This window comes from Pseudomonas farris, assembly GCF_019145235.1.
In the GTDB taxonomy this organism is placed as follows: Bacteria; Pseudomonadota; Gammaproteobacteria; order Pseudomonadales; family Pseudomonadaceae; genus Aquipseudomonas; species Aquipseudomonas farris.
Window position 1 is genome coordinate 34470 of record NZ_JAHSTV010000001.1, and the last position, 22293, is coordinate 56762.

The 22293-nt window shown below is 51.2% G+C and carries 21 protein-coding genes; 1 reads left to right on the plus strand and 20 read right to left on the minus strand.

Going from position 1 to position 22293, the window contains the following annotated elements:
* Positions 1-146: 146 nt before the first annotated feature.
* The 19 genes from KVG95_RS00140 to KVG95_RS00230 form a co-directional block, all read right to left on the minus strand.
* Positions 147-2471 carry a hypothetical protein gene (locus KVG95_RS00140; RefSeq protein ID WP_217854107.1) on the minus strand — a complete coding sequence of 775 codons (2325 nt, stop codon included), beginning with the start codon at positions 2469-2471 and terminating at the stop codon, positions 147-149.
* Positions 2468-3307 (minus strand): glycosyltransferase family 2 protein, encoded by an 840-nt coding sequence (locus KVG95_RS00145; RefSeq protein WP_217854108.1) that lies wholly within the window; start codon positions 3305-3307, stop codon positions 2468-2470. Before KVG95_RS00145 ends, KVG95_RS00140 begins: the two co-directional genes overlap by 4 nt.
* Positions 3307-3663: an EamA family transporter gene (locus KVG95_RS00150; RefSeq protein WP_217854109.1), complete on the minus strand. Its 357-nt coding sequence runs from the start codon at positions 3661-3663 to the stop codon at positions 3307-3309. Before KVG95_RS00150 ends, KVG95_RS00145 begins: the two co-directional genes overlap by 1 nt.
* Positions 3664-3665: 2 nt before the next feature.
* The gene (locus KVG95_RS00155; RefSeq protein ID WP_217854110.1) at positions 3666-4502 is read right to left on the minus strand and encodes a sugar phosphate isomerase/epimerase family protein; all 837 of its coding nucleotides are present in this window, start codon (positions 4500-4502) and stop codon (positions 3666-3668) included.
* Entirely contained in the window at positions 4499-5293 is a 795-nt protein-coding gene (locus tag KVG95_RS00160; protein ID WP_217854111.1) for an NAD-dependent epimerase/dehydratase family protein, read from the minus strand. Before KVG95_RS00160 ends, KVG95_RS00155 begins: the two co-directional genes overlap by 4 nt.
* Positions 5286-6467 carry an NAD(P)/FAD-dependent oxidoreductase gene (locus KVG95_RS00165; RefSeq protein ID WP_217854112.1) on the minus strand — a complete coding sequence of 394 codons (1182 nt, stop codon included), beginning with the start codon at positions 6465-6467 and terminating at the stop codon, positions 5286-5288. Before KVG95_RS00165 ends, KVG95_RS00160 begins: the two co-directional genes overlap by 8 nt.
* Positions 6467-7492: a glycosyltransferase gene (locus KVG95_RS00170; protein ID WP_217854113.1), complete on the minus strand. Its 1026-nt coding sequence runs from the start codon at positions 7490-7492 to the stop codon at positions 6467-6469. The genes KVG95_RS00165 and KVG95_RS00170 overlap by 1 nt, the downstream gene beginning before the upstream one ends.
* Before the next feature lie 487 nt (positions 7493-7979).
* On the minus strand, positions 7980-9539 hold the full coding sequence (locus KVG95_RS00175) for a hypothetical protein (RefSeq protein ID WP_217854114.1): 1560 nt from the start codon (positions 9537-9539) through the stop codon (positions 7980-7982).
* Positions 9540-9788: 249 nt separating this feature from the next.
* Positions 9789-11171 (minus strand): FAD/NAD(P)-binding protein, encoded by a 1383-nt coding sequence (locus tag KVG95_RS00180; protein WP_217854115.1) that lies wholly within the window; start codon positions 11169-11171, stop codon positions 9789-9791.
* Positions 11168-11761: an adenylyl-sulfate kinase gene (cysC, locus tag KVG95_RS00185; RefSeq protein WP_217854116.1), complete on the minus strand. Its 594-nt coding sequence runs from the start codon at positions 11759-11761 to the stop codon at positions 11168-11170. The genes KVG95_RS00180 and cysC overlap by 4 nt, the downstream gene beginning before the upstream one ends.
* 109 nt (positions 11762-11870) lie before the next feature.
* Positions 11871-12884, minus strand: a complete 1014-nt coding sequence (locus tag KVG95_RS00190) for an MraY family glycosyltransferase (RefSeq protein WP_217854117.1) — start codon at positions 12882-12884, stop codon at positions 11871-11873.
* Entirely contained in the window at positions 12881-13843 is a 963-nt protein-coding gene (locus tag KVG95_RS00195; RefSeq protein WP_217854118.1) for a UDP-glucose 4-epimerase family protein, read from the minus strand. The genes KVG95_RS00190 and KVG95_RS00195 overlap by 4 nt, the downstream gene beginning before the upstream one ends.
* Entirely contained in the window at positions 13840-14763 is a 924-nt protein-coding gene (locus tag KVG95_RS00200; RefSeq protein WP_217854119.1) for a glycosyltransferase, read from the minus strand. The genes KVG95_RS00195 and KVG95_RS00200 overlap by 4 nt, the downstream gene beginning before the upstream one ends.
* A 56-nt stretch (positions 14764-14819) precedes the next feature.
* On the minus strand, positions 14820-15710 hold the full coding sequence (gene rfbA / locus KVG95_RS00205) for a glucose-1-phosphate thymidylyltransferase RfbA (RefSeq protein WP_052964110.1): 891 nt from the start codon (positions 15708-15710) through the stop codon (positions 14820-14822).
* Entirely contained in the window at positions 15707-16600 is an 894-nt protein-coding gene (gene rfbD, locus KVG95_RS00210; protein ID WP_217854120.1) for a dTDP-4-dehydrorhamnose reductase, read from the minus strand. The genes rfbA and rfbD overlap by 4 nt, the downstream gene beginning before the upstream one ends.
* Positions 16597-17673 carry a dTDP-glucose 4,6-dehydratase gene (gene rfbB / locus KVG95_RS00215; protein ID WP_217854121.1) on the minus strand — a complete coding sequence of 359 codons (1077 nt, stop codon included), beginning with the start codon at positions 17671-17673 and terminating at the stop codon, positions 16597-16599. The genes rfbD and rfbB overlap by 4 nt, the downstream gene beginning before the upstream one ends.
* A gap of 227 nt (positions 17674-17900) precedes the next feature.
* Positions 17901-18140, minus strand: a complete 240-nt coding sequence (locus KVG95_RS00220) for a LapA family protein (protein ID WP_123723144.1) — start codon at positions 18138-18140, stop codon at positions 17901-17903.
* 24 nt (positions 18141-18164) lie between these two features.
* Positions 18165-18461 (minus strand): integration host factor subunit beta, encoded by a 297-nt coding sequence (gene ihfB, locus KVG95_RS00225; protein WP_007899751.1) that lies wholly within the window; start codon positions 18459-18461, stop codon positions 18165-18167.
* Positions 18462-18611: 150 nt separating this feature from the next.
* Positions 18612-18890 (minus strand): hypothetical protein, encoded by a 279-nt coding sequence (locus KVG95_RS00230; protein WP_007899746.1) that lies wholly within the window; start codon positions 18888-18890, stop codon positions 18612-18614.
* 287 nt (positions 18891-19177) lie between these two features.
* Between KVG95_RS00230 and KVG95_RS00235 the strand changes: the two genes are divergently transcribed.
* Positions 19178-20287, plus strand: a complete 1110-nt coding sequence (locus tag KVG95_RS00235) for an acyltransferase family protein (protein WP_217854122.1) — start codon at positions 19178-19180, stop codon at positions 20285-20287.
* 275 nt (positions 20288-20562) lie between these two features.
* Here KVG95_RS00235 and rpsA read toward each other — a convergent pair whose 3' ends face one another.
* Positions 20563-22254, minus strand: coding sequence for a 30S ribosomal protein S1 (gene rpsA, locus KVG95_RS00240; protein ID WP_008005961.1), 1692 nt, complete (start codon positions 22252-22254; stop codon positions 20563-20565).
* Positions 22255-22293 lie beyond the last annotated feature (39 nt).

Sequence of the window (22293 nt, forward strand, 5' to 3'; positions counted from 1 at the left end):
ACACAGGGGTCAGTTTTCGGTCAGCGGCAACAGTTTTACCTCTCGCCAGGGAGGACGGTTTGTATAGATGAAAGGCACCAGACCTCCCCTGCCATATCAATACGCCAAGGAAGACCTGAGTGATCCTGAGATACCTGAATAGGAATCTATTTTTCAACGGTTACCGGAATTTCAAACTGGCTACAACTGTAAAATTCAGAGCCACGCAAACCACCCATACCTAATTTATAGGTTCCACTCAGCGTCGAAAGATCCAACAATCCGTTGAATCCCGCAGCATTTAGAGCAGGATTTTTAAATGCCACTCCGATATCACCGCGAGCCTCACCATTGGTCAGGACAAATATCCTACTACCTTTTTTATCAGTAAGGGTCAAATATGTCTTATCGAACAGCGTGCCATTCTTGGTTGAATGAACAAGCCAGCCTTGCAGTTTCAAAAGATCCGTCACGTTCAAGGTCGTGGAAGTCGGACCTGCCCCATTCATCAAATCAATACTGCCTTCACAGGCTATTACAGAATTCTTCAAAATACCTGAAATTGACGTTGAGACACTATTGACTGCAATAGCTTTATTGTGAACTTTCGGGACTTGCACACCTATCCACGCGGAGTTGAACTCAGACTTAAAATAATGAGTAGAGTCCGAAACGAACATAACAGAATCAACTGCATCACCGGAAAACTCAAAATTATCAAGCAACGGAGTTACCCAAACACCACTTTTTGAGTTCAAGATATTCAGCCTGTATTCACGAATACCGCCTGAAACAAGCTTGTATCTAACCTTCAGAATATTCCCGCGAAACAATAAATTCTTCAAGCGAGCGTAGAGTGTGAGTTCAAAATTCGGAATAACTTTAACCACCCCTCCCGAAAACTTTGGAACCTTGTTCCACTCGCCGAACTTCATTAAAGTTTCAGACAATTGCGTCTCAGAGTAAACGGCCCGCCCGTCATTAGCCTCCAAGAGCATTAGTGGCACACCACCTTTACCCTTTGAAACGCTGACAACGTGATAATTCAACAAAATAGCATTTACTGTCAGAGGGTCTTCATTCAACGAAAACTTCTGATCAAATGCATCAAATACGTTACAGCTTTCAGATCCACAAGCAACACCGGCAGTCCACAGAACAAACTTTGGACGCGCAGAAGACTCAAAGAAAGCCTTGTTCATCGAATCTAAGGCTGGGGTAAGCGTCATGTAGTTTTGGAACGAAGGGCGATGCGTGTAGTTCAGCTTATTGGCAAATGCATATTCATTATTATAAGGATATACATCAATAGTCGAATCACCAACTCTCTTTAACAAACCATCATCAAGCTTGAAGTCTGAATACAAACCCTGCATGCGCTCCTGATATCCAGCCCTAAAATCTATTGCCGGAAGCAGCGAATCTTTAGTTGGAGCCCCCGAATAACTTGGATTAATTGATAGATAATACAGGCAAACCATCGCCATTACGAACAGCGCTCGCCCAAGCCAGTTTCTGTCAAAAACCATGATAAGTGCCAACGCAGCCGTTGGAATGACAAAATAGCCAAGATAATGATCTGTGCGACTAAAACCAAGTTTAAAAAGAAGCAACAACAAAACGTTAACCGTCAGCAAAAGCGATCTACGCTTAAGCAAAAGATACACATTCAAAAGGGCAGCCACCAAAAACGCAGCAACAAACGTCCTTCGCGAATTGACAATATCCAGCGTCATGTCCACCGAGTTACCAAAACTCAGGTTTTTGTTAATAATCAAATAGTTAACAATGCTGGAGTTGTCATGGAAAATGACCAACCCAACAAAAACATAAGCCACTATTACCGCCGCAACAAAACAAACCAACCTTGATATTTTCTTCTCAGAAAAAAGCCTGACAAAAAAATAGGACCCGAATGTCGCCAACCCAACCAGGCCGTAGAAAAAGCGTACATAAAACAAAAAACCGACCACGGCACCGAGGACAGCCATCCATTGCGCACTCACAACTAACGGCTTATCTTTAGAGCACTCGAAATATGCGACCAACGCAAACGGCAGAAGGAAGAACGCCGCAGAAAAAGCCAACCCGTTAAAAAACAGAAAGAACGCCACCGCAAAAAAAACATAAGAGCGCGCCCTATTGACCAAGGTAAAGACCAGTGACCAAAACGCTCCATTAACGAGGCTCACAAACAGGATTGCCCCCCAATAAGTATAGATACTGTACTGCGACGAACTCCCCCCCACCAACCAATAAAGAGGGCCATAACTAAACAGAAAGTCACGCCCCTCATAAAACACCTGATTGGTTAAATTAACCCACTGCTCGACATTACCGCTAGACGCCGCTGTCGAATACATTTTCATGGAGGAAAACACAAGAATAAAAACAGAAAAAAAAGCCAGCACTTCCGTTTTATATCTTGCCAACAAGGACTCTAGATCACCGCCTGCACTTCTTATACTAACAACACTAGATAAATCGCTCACTTTTCGCCTTCTTTCTTGACGTTATAGTGCCCAAAACAACTTTTTAGTAATATGCTCAGCACCGAAAAATTACCTTTGACACTACTGATCTTGGTCGGCACTTCACCTTTTGGGTATCGTCGGACGGTGCCCAGTTCAACACAGCGATAGCCCAACTTTGGGGCACGATACGAAAGATAAGCCAGCAACTCGTAAGTCATGAATACATCGCGGAACGGCGCTACTTTCGGGTCAAGAAGCATCTTGCGGCTATAAGCACGAAAACCCTGAGTGGTATCAGTCCAGCCAAACCCGGAGAAAAGACTCAACATCGGCGCATGAATAAAACGAATAGCGAAATCTCGCGACTTTGGCGTGTTCTCGGCCACACCGCCCGCCACGAAGCGAGAGGCTTGCACAAAATCAATGCCTTGCTTCAACGCCTCAATAAACCGTTCGATGGCATCAGGATCATCCTTGTCATTGCCGTCAATCGTGACGATACCTTCATAGCCTTGGTCGAGCGCGAAGGCATAGGCGCAACGTAGTTGGGCACTCAGTTTGCCGGCAGACGTCTTGAGCAACAGGCCTCGCACGCCCACTTGTTCCAGCGCCGGCAACTCCAGGGAGCCATCCGTAGTACCCCCATCAACAATGATGATGTCGGCAATATCGGCAATCTTGAGCGCCGCCATTCTAGCCAGCAGACTCTTGATACGCTCTCCCTCGTTGATGACGGGTATCACCACGCACCAAGGATGCTGACGACCGAGCCACATTTGCGTGTCATAGGAAGGTACTTGCCACGTCTGGCGGGCAGCAGGAGAAATATCGAGAGAAGTCATCATGTTCACCATCAAGCCACGCGAGCTGTAATCAGCCCTACGCCGGCGATTACCAATACGATCCCTGCACCTGTAGTCCAGTGGAAGGATTCACGAAAAAATACGACCGAAAACAAGGCGACAGTCGCCACAGCTCCGGCGGTCAGAACCGGATGCGCCACATTCAGTGGCAGGCGCGCCAAGGCAGCGGCATAGAGCAGAAACGCGCCTCCATAAAGCCCGAGTCCCAGCCAAAACGGCCAATTGCTCAACGCCGTCATAGGGTCACTTAGCGAGGGAAACTTGCGCGGAGGCATCATGGCCATCTTCACCAAAACACTGGCGGATGCATTGGATAGGATACCGAGAATAAGGATCAACCACTTCATACTCATCTGCCCACCTCAACATCAGTCCGGCGGTAATGCTGTGTCGCCACCTGAAGAGCTCGCTCAATGGAGACCAAATGTGGCTCATTTTTGGTCGCAACCATCTCGATCGAGACCACATGTCCAGGCAGATACTGGAGAAGAGCGGCAGCCATTTGCCCATGTGCGGTGCCGCCATCGCCCAAAGGCAACAGATCGGGTTCGCTGGCATGCACGTGTCCGATCAAATCGGCGCAGTCGCACAGGATCGCCTGCGGATCTTCCTGGTTAATCGTGATCGCACCGGTATCCAGTTGCATGCGAATCGCGGGATGCGCGACTTGCTTCACAACCTCGGAGGTTTCGGCACTGGCGGTCATAAAATTGGCGCCATAGCAGACAGGGTTGGGCTCCAGACAGATCGTCACCCCCCAAGCCTGAGCGATGTCTCCCAATTGCCTGAAAAAGGGAATCGCGACATCCAGCGCCTCTTGATCGTTCAACCCACTGCGATCACGGTTCCTGGGGGAGCCAAAAACCACTCTGGTCGCTCCAAGCCCACCGCCGATACGGCATACGGCCCCAAGGTGTTTCAATAGTGCGGTCTGAGTCTCGACCGCACCAAACACGTTCAGGCCCGCTGTACCAAACAACAGCGCCTGCATTCCGGTGATATCAATACCGCGCTCACTCCACCAGCCTTTGACCCGGGAAATATCCTCATCGGTAGCCTTGGCGGGCTCGGGAAAGTACTTACCGGGCGCGATATCAATCGCATCAACGGAAAAGCGTTGAAGCAACCGGGCAACCGCCTCATCCTCAACGGGATCCCACGCAATATTGGAAATCGCTAGTCTCATACCTGCGCACCCGTCTCCACTTTTATCGTGAGCGGCTCGGATTGCGCGTAGGCCCTGACTGCCTGGATCGTTTCGCGCGCACTGTATTGATAGCGACCAACCCCACCAAACACCCCGGCATGTTTGCTTTGCAGGTCATAGAGCCCCGTTGGATTACCCAAGACATTCGCAAAAGGCTTACCGAAGCCTTGCAGGGAAATGTCCGCCACGCAGACAGGTGCTGCGGTGAGATGAACCAGTTTCAGACCGGCATTGAGGGCCGTATCAATGTCAAACCAGAGGTTGACCATCGGATAGAACTGGAACACTCCCCGGCTATCGATCATCTGAATATTGTTGTCATTGAGAAAATCGAAAATGACGTTCTTGCGCAGCCCTGGGCCAACTAACCCCGGCAACCGAACAATCAAATGGTTCGGAAAATGCTCTTCGACGAATTTCTCCAGCAATCGACGGTGCAGGCCATAGGCATGCAGATCCGACTCATCGACAATCGAATCCTCGTTAACGCCTACAGGCGTCTTGAAGACATCCACCGTACTGATCAAAATAAACGTTTTGCACTTTACAGTTCTCAGGTGTGCAATCAACTCTTCGATCTTTTGTCGATCGGCTTGCGGCTCACGGTTGGCAATCCATTTCTGCGCAGGCGCACCGGCACACACCACCGTATCGAACGTCTGATTGTCAATATCAGCAATATTTGTCGATCGGTAAAGTGATGAAAATGTTTGTTGTTTTAAGAGAGTGCTACCTACGAAACCTGAAAAACCAATAAGAGAATTAAACATTCACCACTCCACCGTTGGACTTTTCTTGACCATCGATACCTGAAATATTTTCCTTTTCAAGCGTTTCAATGACGTCATAAATATTGTCGATTTTTCCGCCCAGGATGGAATAACATCCCGGCAACTCCATATGCCGCTCAAACAGGATCGGTCTTCCGTCATCGCCCTCGTTCTTCATCAGAACGGTTTTGACTTCAAACAACGAATCCACATGTTTGGCTTTCAACACATCAGGAATATACCGTCCGACGTCTCTAACCATTCGATCCACACGGGTTTCACGCGCGTAATGCTGCAGCCTTGCATATGGATCAAGATCTGACTGATCGTTCCAATGCAAGTGTGGCGTATAGCGAACATGGGATAGTGTGTGCAGTCCACGCGCAGGAAAGGGCATCATCGAAAAGAACGGGCCATCCATGACGGTAATTCCCAAGCCATCGAGAGACTCAGGCATCTGCATCAGCGCCATTTCCGTAATTTCTTGCTTAAGACCGGTGCTAACGCCTGGGAAATCGCCCTTGAACTGATTGAGGCCACTGTAAGTGCAGTTGAAAACATAGCGGCAATTGATCACCTCCTGGTTTCCCTGCGTGGTCTCAGTAATAACCTGCAATGGCGACTGCGCCCCCTTGGAGATCGCGGTTACACGGCTCTGGTAGCGGATTTGCACCCCGCTCTCACTCAGCTCACGCCTTGCCCAACTCGCGAGCTTCGTCGTATCGAATGCATACTCTTCGACCAGAAACACATCTTCGATCAACCGCGGTTCAAACAGCCCCCGCAATGCAGTATTTACAGGTTGTATATCCGCGCCAATGTCCCGGCAAAAGCGCTCGAACTGCTTGGCTGTGACCTTTGAGTTCCGCCGGGCAATCGCATAGAGCTTGGTGAAGTCTCGCTTAACCGCCCCTGGCCAATCCACTACAAACTTGGGTAGATTTATCCGGCTTCTGTAAGCCGTCGTGAAACTACGGGGATAGTGATACCCGTTATGCACTCGCGCTTGATTATTGTAGGAGGCACGCATCAGCAATGCGGGTTCGCGCTCAACAAGCACAATGCGTTTTAATCCTCGCTGCCTCGCTAGGTAGACCGCAATGGCGGTGCCATAGAACCCGCCACCGACTACCACGGCGTCCTGACTAGTTGGGTCTGCTTCAAAACCAGACATCAGGAAGGACGTTCCCAAGCCGAGACGGGGGACTTGGCTGCATCTGATACAACTTGTTCGATATTCAGCTTTTCACGTCGAGTCATGCGAGCACTAGTGAACTCTTGGCCCACATGATAGAGCGGCCCCTCATTCGACAGGCTGGCCATGTTCAGGATGTATTCACCCAACACCAACAGCACTAGCGAGATCAGGAAAAACATGCCCGACTGTTGCAGCGAAAAGCTGACCCAGCCTGGTGCAACATCGGTTTTCAAAATGCCAACCACCAGCACGTAAACGCTGTACACCAAATTGGCAATGGCACCGAACAGGGAAAGCGAAGTGACCAGACGCATCGGCGCACGCGTCGTCGACACCAGCAGGCGCATTCCGCGATCAATACTCTCCCCCAATCGCTTGGGACTCGAAGTCTTCGGTGTAGCGCTGTAATCTAGATAAGCGCGTGCAAAACCACCCGTAGCGGGAAGATGCCGGTAGGTCATTGACGGTTGTGGATGCTGCAGGATGAAGTTGATCACCCGCTTGCTGAGGATTCGGTATTGCGGCGCGTCTTTCGCCAAATGGACACCATTGAAATGGTTGTAGAGGCTATGGAACACGACGTTGGCGCCACGGTAGGCAAGGCTCTGCGCGGGCTTTTGCGAATTGTTGGCGAACACCACATCCGCACCGGCGACCGCTTGGTCAAGCATCTGAGGAACAAAGCTAATGTCATCGATCAAGGGATCGATAACGGCGACGAAGTCGCCCAAGGCATTCTCCAGACCTACCCAGGAAGCGGTATCTGCATCCACCTCTTTGGTCAGGGCATACACCTGCAAATTGGCCAGCCCATTTTCAGCAGTCAGGCGTTTCAGTTGTAAAATGCTGTCGTCTTCCGAAGCGTTATCCACCACGATCAACTCATAATCGCTGACTGTGGAAGCAATGATCGAAGCTGCGTCAGAAAGAATTTTTTCGATTTGCTCTGACTGATTACGAACAACAAATACTACAGACAAAAAACAGGGGAAAAAGGCCATCTTAAATTCTCTTGAAACCTACTGGCTATAAACCAAGAATGTCGGATTTAGCGAACAAGCCGAGCTGATAAGGGACACCGCCATGCCAGCAGCCAATCGGATGCGCTTCAGAGATGACGAGAGGGGCAAAGGTAGTCGCTCATCGTCTCTCTGAGCTCTGGCCAACCGAACAGCTCTAGCCAGGAAAACAAATAAAACAACGCTGCCGATAGCAGGCTTTAATTTGCACGCAAAGTAGCATGAGTAGGCTGTTTCTGCCAGCACCTGGGCCTGAACCACCCTGCTATCAACCAACGATACGACCTCCAGAGCTTGCTCCTGACGCCATCACACAACAGTGACAAGAGCGTTTGGCTCTACGTCAAGAGACCTGTTTTAGCCCGTTATCCAGCGAAGATGTATCCAAATGTATCGCACCAAGAACAACGAACGGGCCCGGGAGAACCTTGAAAAATCCAAGACAGCCAATTGCCAAACCCGAAATACTTCAGGACTTATGACCGCACAACACGACAACCTTTGAGAACACCGCCAAACTGATACAACCTCGAACAATGACAAAAACCATAGCTTGAACAAAACCAAAATACCAAAGCACATAGTTCAGATGAACATGTATCGCCGAGTGCTTCTGGACTAATACAAACCAGCTGAGCGAAGCCAAAGCGGTAACAACCAAAATAACAATATCACGCTTTAACTCTTTATCTCTGAGACAAAACTGTATTACCAGCGAAGAGACAGACAGAACTAGCATCACCCTAAAAACACTTTCATTACCAAACCAAAACAAAACAGGCGTCTTCCATTCATTCACATACTCACCCAGTATAAAACCGAGCGGAGTTCTGGGAATAACGGCATCACTCATCGTTGTCAGAGCACTGTATTTTATTGCATCTGTACCAAAGGTCTGGCTGAGGCCTTCTACTATCGTATTTGCTCGCATATCGGCATGAACAAGATTCGCCAAAATAAATCCGAGGATGGCCAAGCAGCCAAGTTTGAAAGCAGCCTTCATCGACTCACCGAATCCGTGCCGGGGTTCTGATTTGAAAGGATCAATAAGAAATATGCACAGAGAAAAAATAACAATTGTGGAAATATACTCGTAGCCAGCAAGACATTTGAGAAAAACGCTGAAACAAAAGAGAACCATGAGTGACAGTCTTTTACGCGTACCAGGCTCTGACCGATAGACCATCATTGCGACAACGGCTGGTAAAAACCAGAGAAAGGATGCCCAGTAAAGATTCCTGGCAACCGCCACAAGCCAGGGAGATCCAATTATTGATAAAAAAAACACTCCCGCAAACATCGCAGAAACAGACAGTGATATCTCGCGAACCAATAAGGTAAAAACCAGCGCTGCCGCTGCTGCGATCAAAAACTGAAGAGCAAAAACCGAACTAAAAAAAGGGATATTTCGATACAACCATGAAAGCGCTACTGCCTGCCCACCAAACTGCTTGGGGTATGCACTGTATGCATAAGGCCGATGTTCAATCACGCTGATAATATAAGGTTCTTCAAGCCCCACCCCAGAAACTCTGCTCCCGGAATATGATACATTCAAAAAGCCTCCTGCCTGTGTCAGCTTTGTGATTTCTCGACTTTGCCCATCAGGAAAAACAAGTTCCTGACCCACCACTAGCTCATTACTTGAATAACCCAACGTTGCAGTTTCCGCGACCCGAACCAAAAACGCATTATCATAGTTTCCAAACCCATTACTCCAGTTCAGATCGGAGAATTTTAGCGGAACAATACTCTTCGGGTGATCTATACGACCATAAACCGAAAGTACGTTAGAACCATTAGTAATGAACTCTTTCTCGACAAAGCCCATATTACTGTGACCGGTATCAATTCCATTGACATCGGAAAATATTTTTCCAAGCACTAGCGCTTCAGAGCCATCACGATATGTTTTGAACTGAAAGTCAGAACTTGTCTTAAGAAAGTTAAACTGAAAAACCAGAACCAGAACCAGAAAAGAAAGACAGTACCGCAGGGAAATTATCTTTTGAATTAAAGTGTTATTCACAATACTGTCCGTTCGATTGCGGCCTTAGCCGTTATCCATAATTTGTTGACCGAGCAGCCTAACAGGTCTGTTATAGCGGGTAAAGTCATGACCTTCTGATAAAGTCCGACAAAAAATAATCCGTACCACTGAACACCTCTTTCCTGAGGTCGTGTGCTTAGGTACTGTAAATACTCACACTCCATGCACGACCTCTAGCACTCTCCTCAAACTGACTCAATCCAGCTAGGGAGCAGGAGGCGAAACAAGCTATATCGACCCACCTTCAACTGCCGCGAAGCGTTCGGCAACGTCAACAGCCAAAGCGTGTGCATGCTGACGAAGCTCAGGAACCGCGGTAGCCTCCCATAGTCGAGCCCTGAGCATCGGACCTACATAGCTCAACCACTCTATACTATTCCCCGAAGCATCCACGACGGAGTAATTTCTACCGACGTTGATTCCAAGGTTCAATGCATCAGCACAGATCATTGCTTCGCTCAACAAATACGAAATAAACGGGTCAGTAATTTTCTCGATATCCGTGCATGGCCCGGTGCAGTTAATGATTTGATCAAACACGCCTTCAACAATATTGTCAGTGCCTCTTGTCTTGATACGCACCAAAACGCACGCCCCTTCAACCGCAATCGAAACAATCCGTCCCGCGATCGAGCTGATACTGGAAGTCGAAAACGCCTCCTGATAAGTACGGAAAGTCTGTGGTGCCAATCGATGCCGATGAACATCCCAATGGGGCTGCACGTGACGCAAAAAACGTTTGCGCTCATCAAGCGACAGGCCCTCCCACAGCTCGGACGTAATCGGCCTGAGTGCAGCTACAACTTCGCGCCAGTGTTCTGGCGACCGGGCCACCTCTCGACGAACCAGTCTCATGTACGAGGACACTGACGGTGCAGTCGCCAGCAAATCCGCGCAAATAGTTGTCGAAAAACCCCGAGGAGGCATCCGGTCGCGGTGAGCTGTAGGCAATAATCCGCGACGCGAAACCATTGTAACTTTGGCCGCCGGATGGGATTGACGCAGGGAGACCAGGGTATCGACCGCTGTCAAACCACTACCTACCAGCAGAACGCGCGGCGCTTGATCGGAAGAGACCTGTGCCGAAGGCGACCAAGGATCTTCGGTATAGCCCGAACAGCTATCGAGTTGCTGTAATCCTTGAGGCTTGGCGGGGGAAAAATTGCCGAACGCCAGCACAACGTGATCCGCAATAATACGCTCACCGGTATCTACTTCTATAACTGCACCCGCGCCATCAGGCTGGATCGAAAGGACCTCTCCTGTAATTCGCGAGCATTTTACCCTCGACTGCGCTTCGGCCTGGTTCAGCAGCTCACTTAGATAAGTGCCGTACAACTTTCGCGAAACGAAACTGCCGGAATGAGTTTCAGGATCGATCCTTTGGCAAAAGGCAAGGAATGAGTCTGGTTGATCAACCAGAGCGGACATATTTCCCGCAGGCACGTTTAGCAAATGATGAGGGCTGTTTGTACCATATGCCAAACCACGCGCCATCTTTCCTGATCGATTGATGATAGTAAGGTGCGCCCCTTCAGGCGCACGCTTTAGAAACTCGATAGCTGTTACTGCCCCACTAAAACCTGCACCGATAATGACTAGGCGTTTCACTTGGCATTCCATTGTTCTAAATAAGCCATGACAGCATCCACGCCGTCGTCTACTGAATGAGTCAGCGTATCGATTGTGATCTGTGGAGAATCAGGAGCTTCATAGGGAGAATCAATACCCGTGAAGTTTTTGATCAGGCCCTGCCGTGCCTTGCTATACAAGCCTTTTGGATCACGTCGCTCACACTCGCTGAGCGGCGTATCGACGTAAACCTCAATAAAGGACTCATCGCCAATCACACTGCGTGCCAATGCACGATCACGATGGAATGGAGAGATAAAAGAAGTGATGACAATGAGCCCCGCATCCACAAACAGATTCGCCACTTCAGCAACGCGCCGAATGTTTTCTTCGCGATCACGATCACCGAAGCCAAGATCCTTGCACAACCCCATCCGGACGTTGTCACCATCCAGCAGATAAGTGTGGCATCCCTTGCTTACGAGTCGTTGTTCAAGGGCGTCTGCGAGGGAAGATTTCCCCGAGCCACTGAGACCGGTCAGCCAAATCACCACGGGACGTTGATTTTTTTGCTCGCCACGTACACGGCTGGTCGTCGAGATACGTTGGGAGGTGAGATTATTCTGCATAATTTCTCGTCATCTTAATGCCTTAACCATTCGTGAGTGGCGCACCACGTCGACTGATGAAAATGCTAAAGGCCAGTGCTGCGATTTTAGACCAGCCAGGCTGGTGTAACTACACGGTTTTGGCCTGACCCGCCCCCAATAAGTACGCTATGAAAATCAGAGGAACAAAGGCAATGAGCAAGCCAACCACTACGCTCAATTGATTCAGCGCTACCAGAATTGAAACAGGACACAAGAACACGACATTTACTGCGACGACTGTCAACGTGACTTTTTTATGCCCTACGCGACGTGCTGCATGCTGATAGCCATGGCTACTATGGGCCTGATACACCCTGTCACCACGAATCAACCGGCGAGCTAGCGTCCATGTCGCATCAACAATGAACACACCCAACAGAATGATCCAGCTCCAAAGTAATTCGGGTTTTTGCCAGGCTGCTCCTAATGCAAACACCCCAAGGATGAAACCAAGAAAACCACTTCCGGCGTCCCCCATAAAAATTCGTGCTGGCGGGAAATTCCACCAAAAAAACCCCGCCACGGCCACTGCCAGCATAAGCGGCGCCCAAATCAAGTCGACGCTTGCGCTTAACCAATAAACCAGACACATGCCCACGCAGGTACTGACTGCTTCAGCACTGGCCAGCCCATCGATACCGTCCATGAAGTTATAGAGATTCAACATCCAGACCAAATATATCAATGCCAACAGATGACCGAACCATCCCAGATCGATAGTTGTGTCGAATAACTCGATAGGCGCAAGGCCTTTCAACCAGAACAGCGCCCAGGCAGCTGCGATAAAATGCCCGAGCAAACGCCATCTGGCGGCGATATGCCCATGGTCATCGGCGAAGCCAATCACCGCGATTAGAAACCCCGCCCCCAGCAAACCATACAAGACCGCAGTGCCAAGCAGGTCCAATTCCGCAAGAATGGGCAACGCAAGGAGAAAGGAAATTACTATTGCCACCCCTCCTCCACGCGGAGTCGGTACCGAATGGGCGCTACGCTCATTAGGTATGTCCATCAAACTCTTCGCCAGGGCGTAACGATGCAAGACGAGCGTCAACACCCAGGAAACAGCGAATACCGCGCCTAGCAGCCACCAAACAGTCATTTCGTTTGCTTTTCCAGATAATGGCCAGCGGTTTGACGCATGGCTTTGTCCATGTTGATGGGTGGCGTCCACCCTAATAATTCGCGATTTTTGCTGATATCGACTTGTAGCGAGCCACATATGCGTTGAGCAACGGCTTGCTTGCCCAGTGTCGAGGCTGCCAGTTTCAACAGCCATTCAGGTAGAGGCAAGAGTCGGGCAGGTTTGCCTAGCGCCTTGGATAGACGACGCAGCAGTTGAGTTGTGGACAGGTCTTCGCCGTCACTGGCCAGAAAGATCTGATTGGCCGCGGAGGGATGATCAATGCAAGCCACTATTAGGCTCACCAGGTTTTCGATGGCTACCAGGCTACGTTGATTCCGAATCGAGCCGAGGGGCAAAGGAGTTCCCTTATTGAGCCAGCTCAGCATGCTCAGAAAGTTGGCTTTCACTCCCGGACCGTAGACCAGTGGTGGACGGATGATCACCACCTCCATTCCGGTGTCGTGACCTAGTTGCTTCAGAGCTTCTTCGGCTTCGTACTTGGACACACTGTAAGGATCCAGCGGATTCGGATGATCATCAGCTTTGAATGGTTTACCCGGGAGAGTGCTTTCGCCGTTGACCTTGATCGAGCTGATGAAAATAAAGCGTTTTACTCCCGACGCCGCAGCGCACTGAGCCAGCTTGAGCGTCCCTTCCACATTGACCTTGCGAAACTCGGCCAATGCATCCCCCGCGGTTTCATTCATGACATGCACTCGGGCAGCGGCATGAATGACTACCCGGACATCGTCGAGTGCAGGCAAGACCTTCGCATGGGTGAGATCGAATGGCACCACCGGACACAACCCATGCAACCGCGTAGCACCGCGAGCAGCTGCGATCGGGCTGAACTTCTTGTCCACCAACAGCCTGAAGACTAATGCCTCACCAACAAACCCGCTTGCCCCAGTGACCAATACCTTAGGGGCGGTCATTTGGCTTTCTTCCCTATCAATGCAGTAGCCCAGCAAATACAAAAGAAAAACACTTTATCCCGTACTCGCCGCCGGCAACGCCAGGCGCTGAAGGAAAGCTTCATGAGTTGTCTACGGCGCAGTTTCAGCCATGTCTGCACGAAAGGATCGACCCCCTGCCCTACCAACAGCGCAATCAATCGAACCTGATTGAACCACCAACCGTCATGAATGGTTTTGTAACGAGCAATCAGCGGACTCAAGCCCTTATTGGCGCCTACCTGGTTACGCTCATGCTGGCGATAGTCCATGGACGGCTCAGGGTCGATATACCAGCGATAGCCATGGCTACGAGCGAAGGCGTAGCAATACCAATCATGCAAGCTGACATCTTGCAGCTGCTGCCAATTGGCGAGCATCGAAGCCTTTAGCGCGTCCGCGAGTTTTTTGCTCATCACGTAGGTACAGCCGGGCCCAGCCGCTTCGAACAGGAAATCCCATGCGACCTGAGGCTGCGCCTTGTCCAGCACATGAGTACTGCCGTCTGGCCAGAAAGCCGTGACATTGCTGGAGTAGGCTTCTACGCGACGGGCCTGGATGGCTTGGGTCGCACGCTGGAGTTTATTCGAATGCCAAACATCATCCTGGTCGGCAAAGGCGACAAAGTCGTAGCCTTCAAGGTCGACATCGCGGATGAGGCGGAAGAAGTTGCGGGAGGCACCGCCAAAACTACCGGCGGCCGGCAAAACCAAAACCTCGGAGTGCTCAGCCGCATAGGCTGCACACCAGGTTTCGGTACCGTCAGTGGAGGGATCAATACTGATATAAACGGTTACGTCGACAGCGGACTGATCGAGGATCGAGGCCAACTGCTCCTCGATCCACTGCATGCCATTGTAGGCAGCCAGCAAAACCGCAACCTTGGGATGTTTTACTGGCATGCCATTCCTGCCTGGACTGGTTAAACGCTACTGTTCGAAAGGATTGAGCCTTCGAATCAGTGGGAAGGCGAGTCCAGGAGTTTCTGCAGATACTGACCGTAGCCCGTTTTCTTCAGGGCATCGGCCTGAGTACCCAACTGCTCGGCAGTGATCCAACCGTTGTGATAAGCGATCTCTTCGAGGCACGCCACTTTCAGGCCTTGACGCTGCTCGATGGTGTGCACGAAGTGACTGGCTTCCAGCAGCGAATCGTGGGTACCGGTATCCAGCCAAGCGAAACCACGGCCGAGCATTTCGACGTTGAGGGTCTTCTGCTCGAGGTACGCACGGTTAACGTCAGTGATTTCCAGCTCGCCACGTGGAGATGGTTTGATGTTCTTGGCGATCTCGACAACCTGGTTGTCGTAGAAGTACAGGCCAGTCACCGCGTAGCTGGATTTTGGCTTCAAAGGTTTTTCTTCGATGCTCAAGGCACGGCCGGCAGCGTCGAATTCGACGACACCGAAACGCTCTGGATCGGATACGTGATAACCAAATACAGTCGCGCCGTGCTCTTGAGTGCTGGCGGAACGCAGGTTTTCCGAGAAGTGCTGACCGTAGAAGATGTTGTCGCCCAGAATCAGGCAGCAAGGGTCTTTGCCGATGAATTCTTCGCCAATGATGAAGGCTTGTGCCAGACCGTCCGGGCTAGGCTGCTCGGCGTAGGTCAGCTTGATGCCGTACAGGCTGCCGTCACCCAGCAACTTGCGGAAACATGGCAGGTCTTCAGGGGTGGAGATAATCAGGATCTCGCGCATACCGGCGAGCATCAGCACCGACAGCGGATAGAAAATCATCGGTTTGTCGTAGATCGGCAGCATCTGCTTGGACACGCCGAGGGTCAACGGGTGCAGACGAGTGCCCGAGCCGCCAGCGAGGATAATGCCTTTACGATTTGTCGTGGTCATTTGTTCAGGACTTCCATAAGCATTCGGGTGACACCACTTTGCCAATCCGGCAAGTGTAGAGAAAAATTGTCGCGCAGCTTCTGAGTATTCAACCGGGAGTTCAGGGGGCGGCGCGCCGGTGTTGGGTAGGCGGTGGTGTCTATCGGATTGATCGCCGTGACGGCGAGTTCTTCACCGTTGGCCTTGGCAAAATCGATCACATGGCTGGCATAGCCGTGCCAGGACACTTCGCCGGCGGCCGCCAGATGATACAGGCCCGCCAGCTCAGGGCGCTGCAAGACTTGCTGAATAGCCAGAGCCGTCACGTCGGCGATCAAATCTGCGCCGGTCGGGGCGCCGATCTGGTCGGCGATGATGCTCAGGGTGTCGCGGTCCTTGGCCAGACGCAGCATGGTCTTGGCAAAGTTGTTGCCACGCGCGCCATAGACCCAGCTGGTGCGGAAGATCAGGTGCTTGCAGCCCGAGTTGGTAATCGCTTGCTCGCCGGCCAGTTTGCTGGCGCCGTAGTGATTCACCGGGGCGACAGCATCGGTCTCTTGCCATGGCTTCAGACCTTCACCGCTGAACACGTAATCGGTCGAATAGTGAATCAGCCAGGCACCCAGGGATGCAGCCTCTTCAGCCATGACCTGGCTGGCTTGACCGTTCACACGATCGGCCAGCTCGGTCTCGGTCTCAGCTTTATCGACGGCGGTGTACGCCGCTGCGTTGACGATGACGTCGGGCTTGACCTGACGAATCGTCGCACGCAGTGCATTGAGGTCGGACAGGTCTCCGCTCAAACCATCGACAGTGTGACGATCCAGCGCGATCAACTCGCCAAGCGGCGCAAGGGAACGTTGCAGCTCCCAGCCGACTTGGCCGTTTTTTCCCAACAGGAGGATTTTCATGCCTTGTCCGAACGATCCGTGTAGTTCTGGTCGATCCATTGCTGGTAGCTGCCGCTCTTCACGTGAGCCACCCACTCAGTGTTGTTGAGGTACCACTCGACGGTCTTGCGGATGCCGGTTTCAAAAGTCTCTTCCGGCGTCCAACCCAGCTCGCGCTGAATTTTGCTGGCGTCGATGGCGTAGCGCTGGTCGTGGCCCGGGCGATCCTGAACGTAGGTGATCAGGCTGGCATGTGGGCGATGAGCGGAGTCTGGACGCAGCTCATCGAGCAGTGCACACAGGGTATGCACTACTTCGATGTTTTGCTTCTCGTTATGGCCGCCGATGTTGTAGGTCTCGCCGATCACGCCTTCGGTCACAACTTTGTAAAGTGCGCGGGCGTGGTCTTCGACGTAGAGCCAGTCACGCACCTGATTACCTTTGCCATAGACCGGCAGCGGCTTACCTTCCAGTGCATTGAGGATGATCAGCGGGATCAACTTCTCAGGGAAGTGGCAAGGACCGTAGTTGTTCGAGCAGTTGGTCACCAGAGTCGGCAGACCGTAGGTTCGACTCCAGGCGCGAACCAGGTGATCGGAACTGGCCTTGCTGGCCGAGTACGGCGAGCTTGGTTGATACGGCGTGGTTTCGGTGAAGAGGTCTTCCGGACCTTCAAGGTCTCCGTAGACTTCGTCGGTGGAAATATGGTGGAAGCGGAAGCTGGCTTTACGCGCATCATCCAGTGCAGCCCAATAGTGGCGTGCAGCTTCCAGCAAGGTGTACGTGCCGATGATGTTGGTCTGAATGAACTCAGACGGGCCGGAGATCGAGCGGTCAACGTGGGATTCTGCGGCCAGGTGCATGATGGCATCCGGTTGGTGCTCACGCAGGACACGGTCCACTTGATCACGATCACAGATGTCGACGCGCTCGAACACATAACGCGAGTTCTGGCTGACTTCGGCCAGCGACTCAAGGTTACCGGCATAAGTCAGTTTATCGACGTTAACAACAGAGTCGTTAGTGTTGGAGATGATATGACGAATGACTGCCGAGCCGATAAACCCGGCGCCGCCGGTTACTAGAATTTTCACGCGAAACCATACCCTTAAGTTGCTGACAGGGCCGCCAACCGCGCACTGTCTAATCCATGAATGCAAAAGCCATCAAGTAAGCCGTGGCTTCTGACAGAGTCAGTCTGAACCGATTCGGGAATTGCCCTATCGACCAAGCGCAGCATTTTACAGCTTAATGAAGGTTTTACTAATGGATATGGACAAGCTGTGACGCAAATTCGACGCGTACGACGGGTTTGTCGCTATCAGACAAGGCGCTTGCGTGAGGCTCTAGACGTACGCCCCAGAAACCAGCCGAGAATCGGCCCGATCACCATGCCGATCAGCAGCGCAATCACCATGACCAGCGATACTGGCAACTGCGGGCCCGCCCAGCCCAGGAACAGCAGTGACACGCCTTGCTGGTTCTCCAGAACAAACGCCAGGATCGCCAGAACGAGTAACAGGACAAATACAGCGAGAAGTACGCGCTTGAGGTTACGCATCAGCGGTTCCTTGAAGTGCAACTGTCAAAGCCCCTCCTCCTCTTCCTCGTTCACGCGATCGCGCAGTTCTTTGCCTGGCTTGAAATGCGGAACGAACTTGCCATCGAGGCTGACGGACTGACCGGTTTTCGGATTGCGGCCTACGCGCGGCGCGCGATAGTGCAGGGAGAAGCTGCCAAACCCACGGATCTCGATTCGATCACCGGTGGCCAGACATTGGGACATTTGCTCAAGCATGGTCTTGATGGCCAGCTCCACATCCTTGGATGAGAGCAGCCCTTGATGGGTGACAATTCGTTCGATCAACTCCGACTTCGTCATATTTTTCCCTTCTTTTTCAAGCAGCTAGGAAAAGCGCTTCAAAGGTTTTAGCATGCCCGGAGAAATTTGAACAGCCCGAGTTTTGACATATCTTTCCCTGCAATGAGGTGCCCGATTTCGGAACATCCGAACATGGCTCAAACCCGGCATTCATCTACAGATAACCAGCATGGTGCGTGTCAGATAACCCGCGGGGTTGAAGCCAAAAGGGAACTCATCTTCTTCCTTCGCGTCATCGGACCTTACGACAACTTTATAACCTGCGCCCTTGCACTCCTTGGCGGCTCTCTTGTGACACTTCTCCCATCCGGAGCCCAATCCTGAACAATCGATCTCTATGCCACTGACTCCGCGTACCGCATGAGTTTTGGCGCTAGTGGTACAGCCTGCCAATGTCAGTACTGCTATCACGACAATGAGCTTGTTCATTTATTTCCTTAGCCGGACGTCGTCCGACTGTCGCTCGCTTCAAGCTAAAGACTAGCCGCAAATAAATGATTGATCCTACTAAAGAAAGAGACAGCTTTGGGAGGCGATTGGTTTCATGGGCATTTTTGGGAAGAAAGCGTGATCGCAAGATTCCGCCCCCCCCCCCAACCGATCCAGCACGAGGATTTTTTATCAAAATACCTCAGGCATCGTTACTGTTCTTGCAACGAAAGGATGCTGCTTTCACAATGACAGCGTGGAAGTATTTGGTTTAGGGAAGGGATCGCGTGTACAAACTTTCTTCGCTGCAAGCCGCCAGAGGCTTGGCAGCTCTTATGGTCGTTGCATTCCACTCACTGTTTATTAACGCCAAGTATGTAGAGAGCAAAAATCTTCTGCCTAAGATATTTTTCTTCGGACAAACCGGCGTTGATCTTTTCTTTGTAATCAGCGGTTTTGTGATGATTATCGCCTTCCGTGAAAAATTCGGAAAAAAAGGCGAAATATTCAACTTTCTGAAAGGCCGCTTCTTTCGTATATACCCTACTTATTGGGTTTACTTTCTCGCCGTCTTTCTTGTATTCCAGATAAAGCCCGAAATAATGAATGGTTCGCAAGGCGGCAATGTCGACCTCACGGCTTCCTTGCTGCTACTACCTGCCTCGTCACTGCCATTGCTGATGGTCGCCTGGTCATTAATCCACGAAGTATGGTTCTACCTGGTCTTTGCCGCGATTCTGTTGCTGCCGTCCAAATGGGTACCCGGTGCTTTTTTCTTCTGGCTTGTAACAATCATTTGCGCCTCTTTATTCGCGGCCACGCCGGATAACCCATATTTACGCGTGATGACTCATGCGTTTTCCCTTGAGTTCATCTTTGGTGCATTGGCTGGCATCGCCTATTTGAAGCTGTCGAAAAAGCCCAAGCCCTCACCTTACTCTGCCGTCTCGACGGCACTTACCGGCCTCGGCGCTATTGCTTATGCCTTGAGCGGAGGAGTCGTCAACGGCTCAGACGTGATTCAATCGATATCCTTGGAGCGAGCCTTCGCGGTCGGAGGCGGATACACCCTTCTTCTGTTGGCGTGCGCACTGCAAGAGTCAAACAACAGATTGAAAGCAGTCAGCTTTCTAAAGTTGACCGGAGACATGTCCTACTCACTTTATCTCTCGCATGTTTTGACACTAAGTGTATGCGGAAGGGTTTGGCTGTCGGCTGGATATACGGGGAGTGGCGCTTGGGGCGCGATAGTATTTTGGGCAGCTTCATACAGCGCTGTTATTTTAGTCGCCTACCTGAGTTATCGCTTGATCGAAAAGCCTTTACTAACACTTACGACCTTTTATAAAAAGCTAAACCTGGTTAAACACCCATCCGCTGCCAAGGGAGACATCTGATACACCAGCAAGAAAAAAGGATCGCCCGCCACAACCTGGGAACCTTCGCACTAGCCCCTTCGATGTATCTACACCAACGATTGCGCAGCCACCAACCAATGGAAAAACAGACACCCTTCTGCGGAGGAGAGTTTCTGACTCGCAAGCACTGACCTAGCCAGCTCAGCCAATCACCCTACCCCCGACGCACAAGAAGATGAAACTCGTTGGGCACATATATTCAAGACACAAAAAAGGGCGACCGAAGTCGCCCTTTTTTTATGGTCTGACAGAACTTAGTTCTGCTTTTCCATTTGTGCACGCAACAGGTCGCCCAGAGTGGTAGGACCAGCAGCGATGCTATCCGAAGGCTTGTCTTTCAAGCTTTGGATGGCTTCTTTCTCGTCTTCAACGTCTTTCGACTTGATCGAGAGCTGGATTACGCGGCTCTTGCGGTCAACGCTGATGATCTTGGCTTCTACTTCTTCGCCTTCTTTCAGAACGTTGCGCGCGTCTTCAACGCGGTCACGGCTGATTTCGGAGGCTTTCAGAGTCGCTTCGATATCGTCGGCCAGAGTGATGATGGCGCCTTTAGCGTCAACTTCTTTCACGATGCCTTTAACGATGGCGCCTTTGTCGTTCTCTTGAACGTACTCGGAGAACGGATCGCTTTCCAGTTGCTTGATACCCAGGGAGATGCGCTCGCGCTCTGGGTCAACCGACAGGATAACGGTGTCCAGCTCGTCGCCCTTCTTGAAGCGGCGAACGGCTTCTTCGCCCACTTCGTTCCAGGAGATGTCGGACAGGTGAACCAGACCGTCGATGCCGCCGTCCAGACCAATGAAGATACCGAAATCGGTGATCGACTTGATGGTGCCGGAGATTTTATCGCCCTTGTTGAACTGGCCAGAGAAATCTTCCCATGGGTTAGATTTGCACTGCTTGATGCCGAGGGAGATACGACGACGCTCTTCGTCGATGTCCAGAACCATAACTTCCACTTCGTCGCCGACTTGTACGACTTTCGAAGGGTGGATGTTCTTGTTGGTCCAGTCCATTTCGGAAACGTGTACCAGGCCTTCAACGCCTTCTTCCAGCTCAGCGAAGCAGCCGTAGTCGGTCAGGTTGGTTACACGAGCGGTAACGCGAGTGCTTTCTGGGTAACGGGCTTTGATAGCAACCCATGGATCTTCGCCCAGTTGCTTGAGGCCCAGGGAAACACGATTGCGTTCGCGATCGTACTTCAGAACCTTGACATCGATCTCGTCGCCAACGTTGACGATTTCGGAAGGATGCTTGATACGCTTCCAAGCCATGTCGGTAATGTGCAGCAGGCCATCGACGCCACCCAGATCGACGAATGCGCCGTAATCGGTGAGGTTCTTGACGATACCTTTGACTTGTTGGCCTTCCTGCAGGGATTCCAGCAGAGCTTCACGCTCGGCGGAGTTCTCGGCTTCGAGGACGCTACGACGGGAAACGACAACGTTGTTGCGTTTCTGGTCGAGTTTGATGACCTTGAATTCCAGCTCTTTGCCTTCCAGGTGCGTGGTGTCGCGCACTGGACGGACGTCAACCAGAGAACCTGGCAGGAACGCACGGATGCCGTTAACGTCGACAGTGAAGCCGCCTTTAACCTTACCGTTGATAACGCCCTTGACCACTTCTTCGGCTGCGAAGGCTGCTTCCAGAACAATCCAGCATTCAGCGCGCTTGGCTTTTTCACGGGACAGCTTGGTTTCACCAAAGCCGTCTTCAACCGAGTCCAGAGCAACGTGAACTTCGTCACCGACGTTGATAGTCAGTTCGCCAGCATCGTTGTAGAACTGCTCAAGCGGGATGAGTGCTTCAGACTTCAGGCCAGCGTGAACGGTTACCCAGCGAGCTTGGTAATCGATATCAACGATAACACCGGTGATGATGGAGCCTGCCTGAAGGTTCAGGGTTTTTAGGCTTTCTTCAAAGAGTTCCGCAAAGCTTTCGCTCATTTTAATTCCTGTTGAATAAGGGCGAAGGATACGCCCATC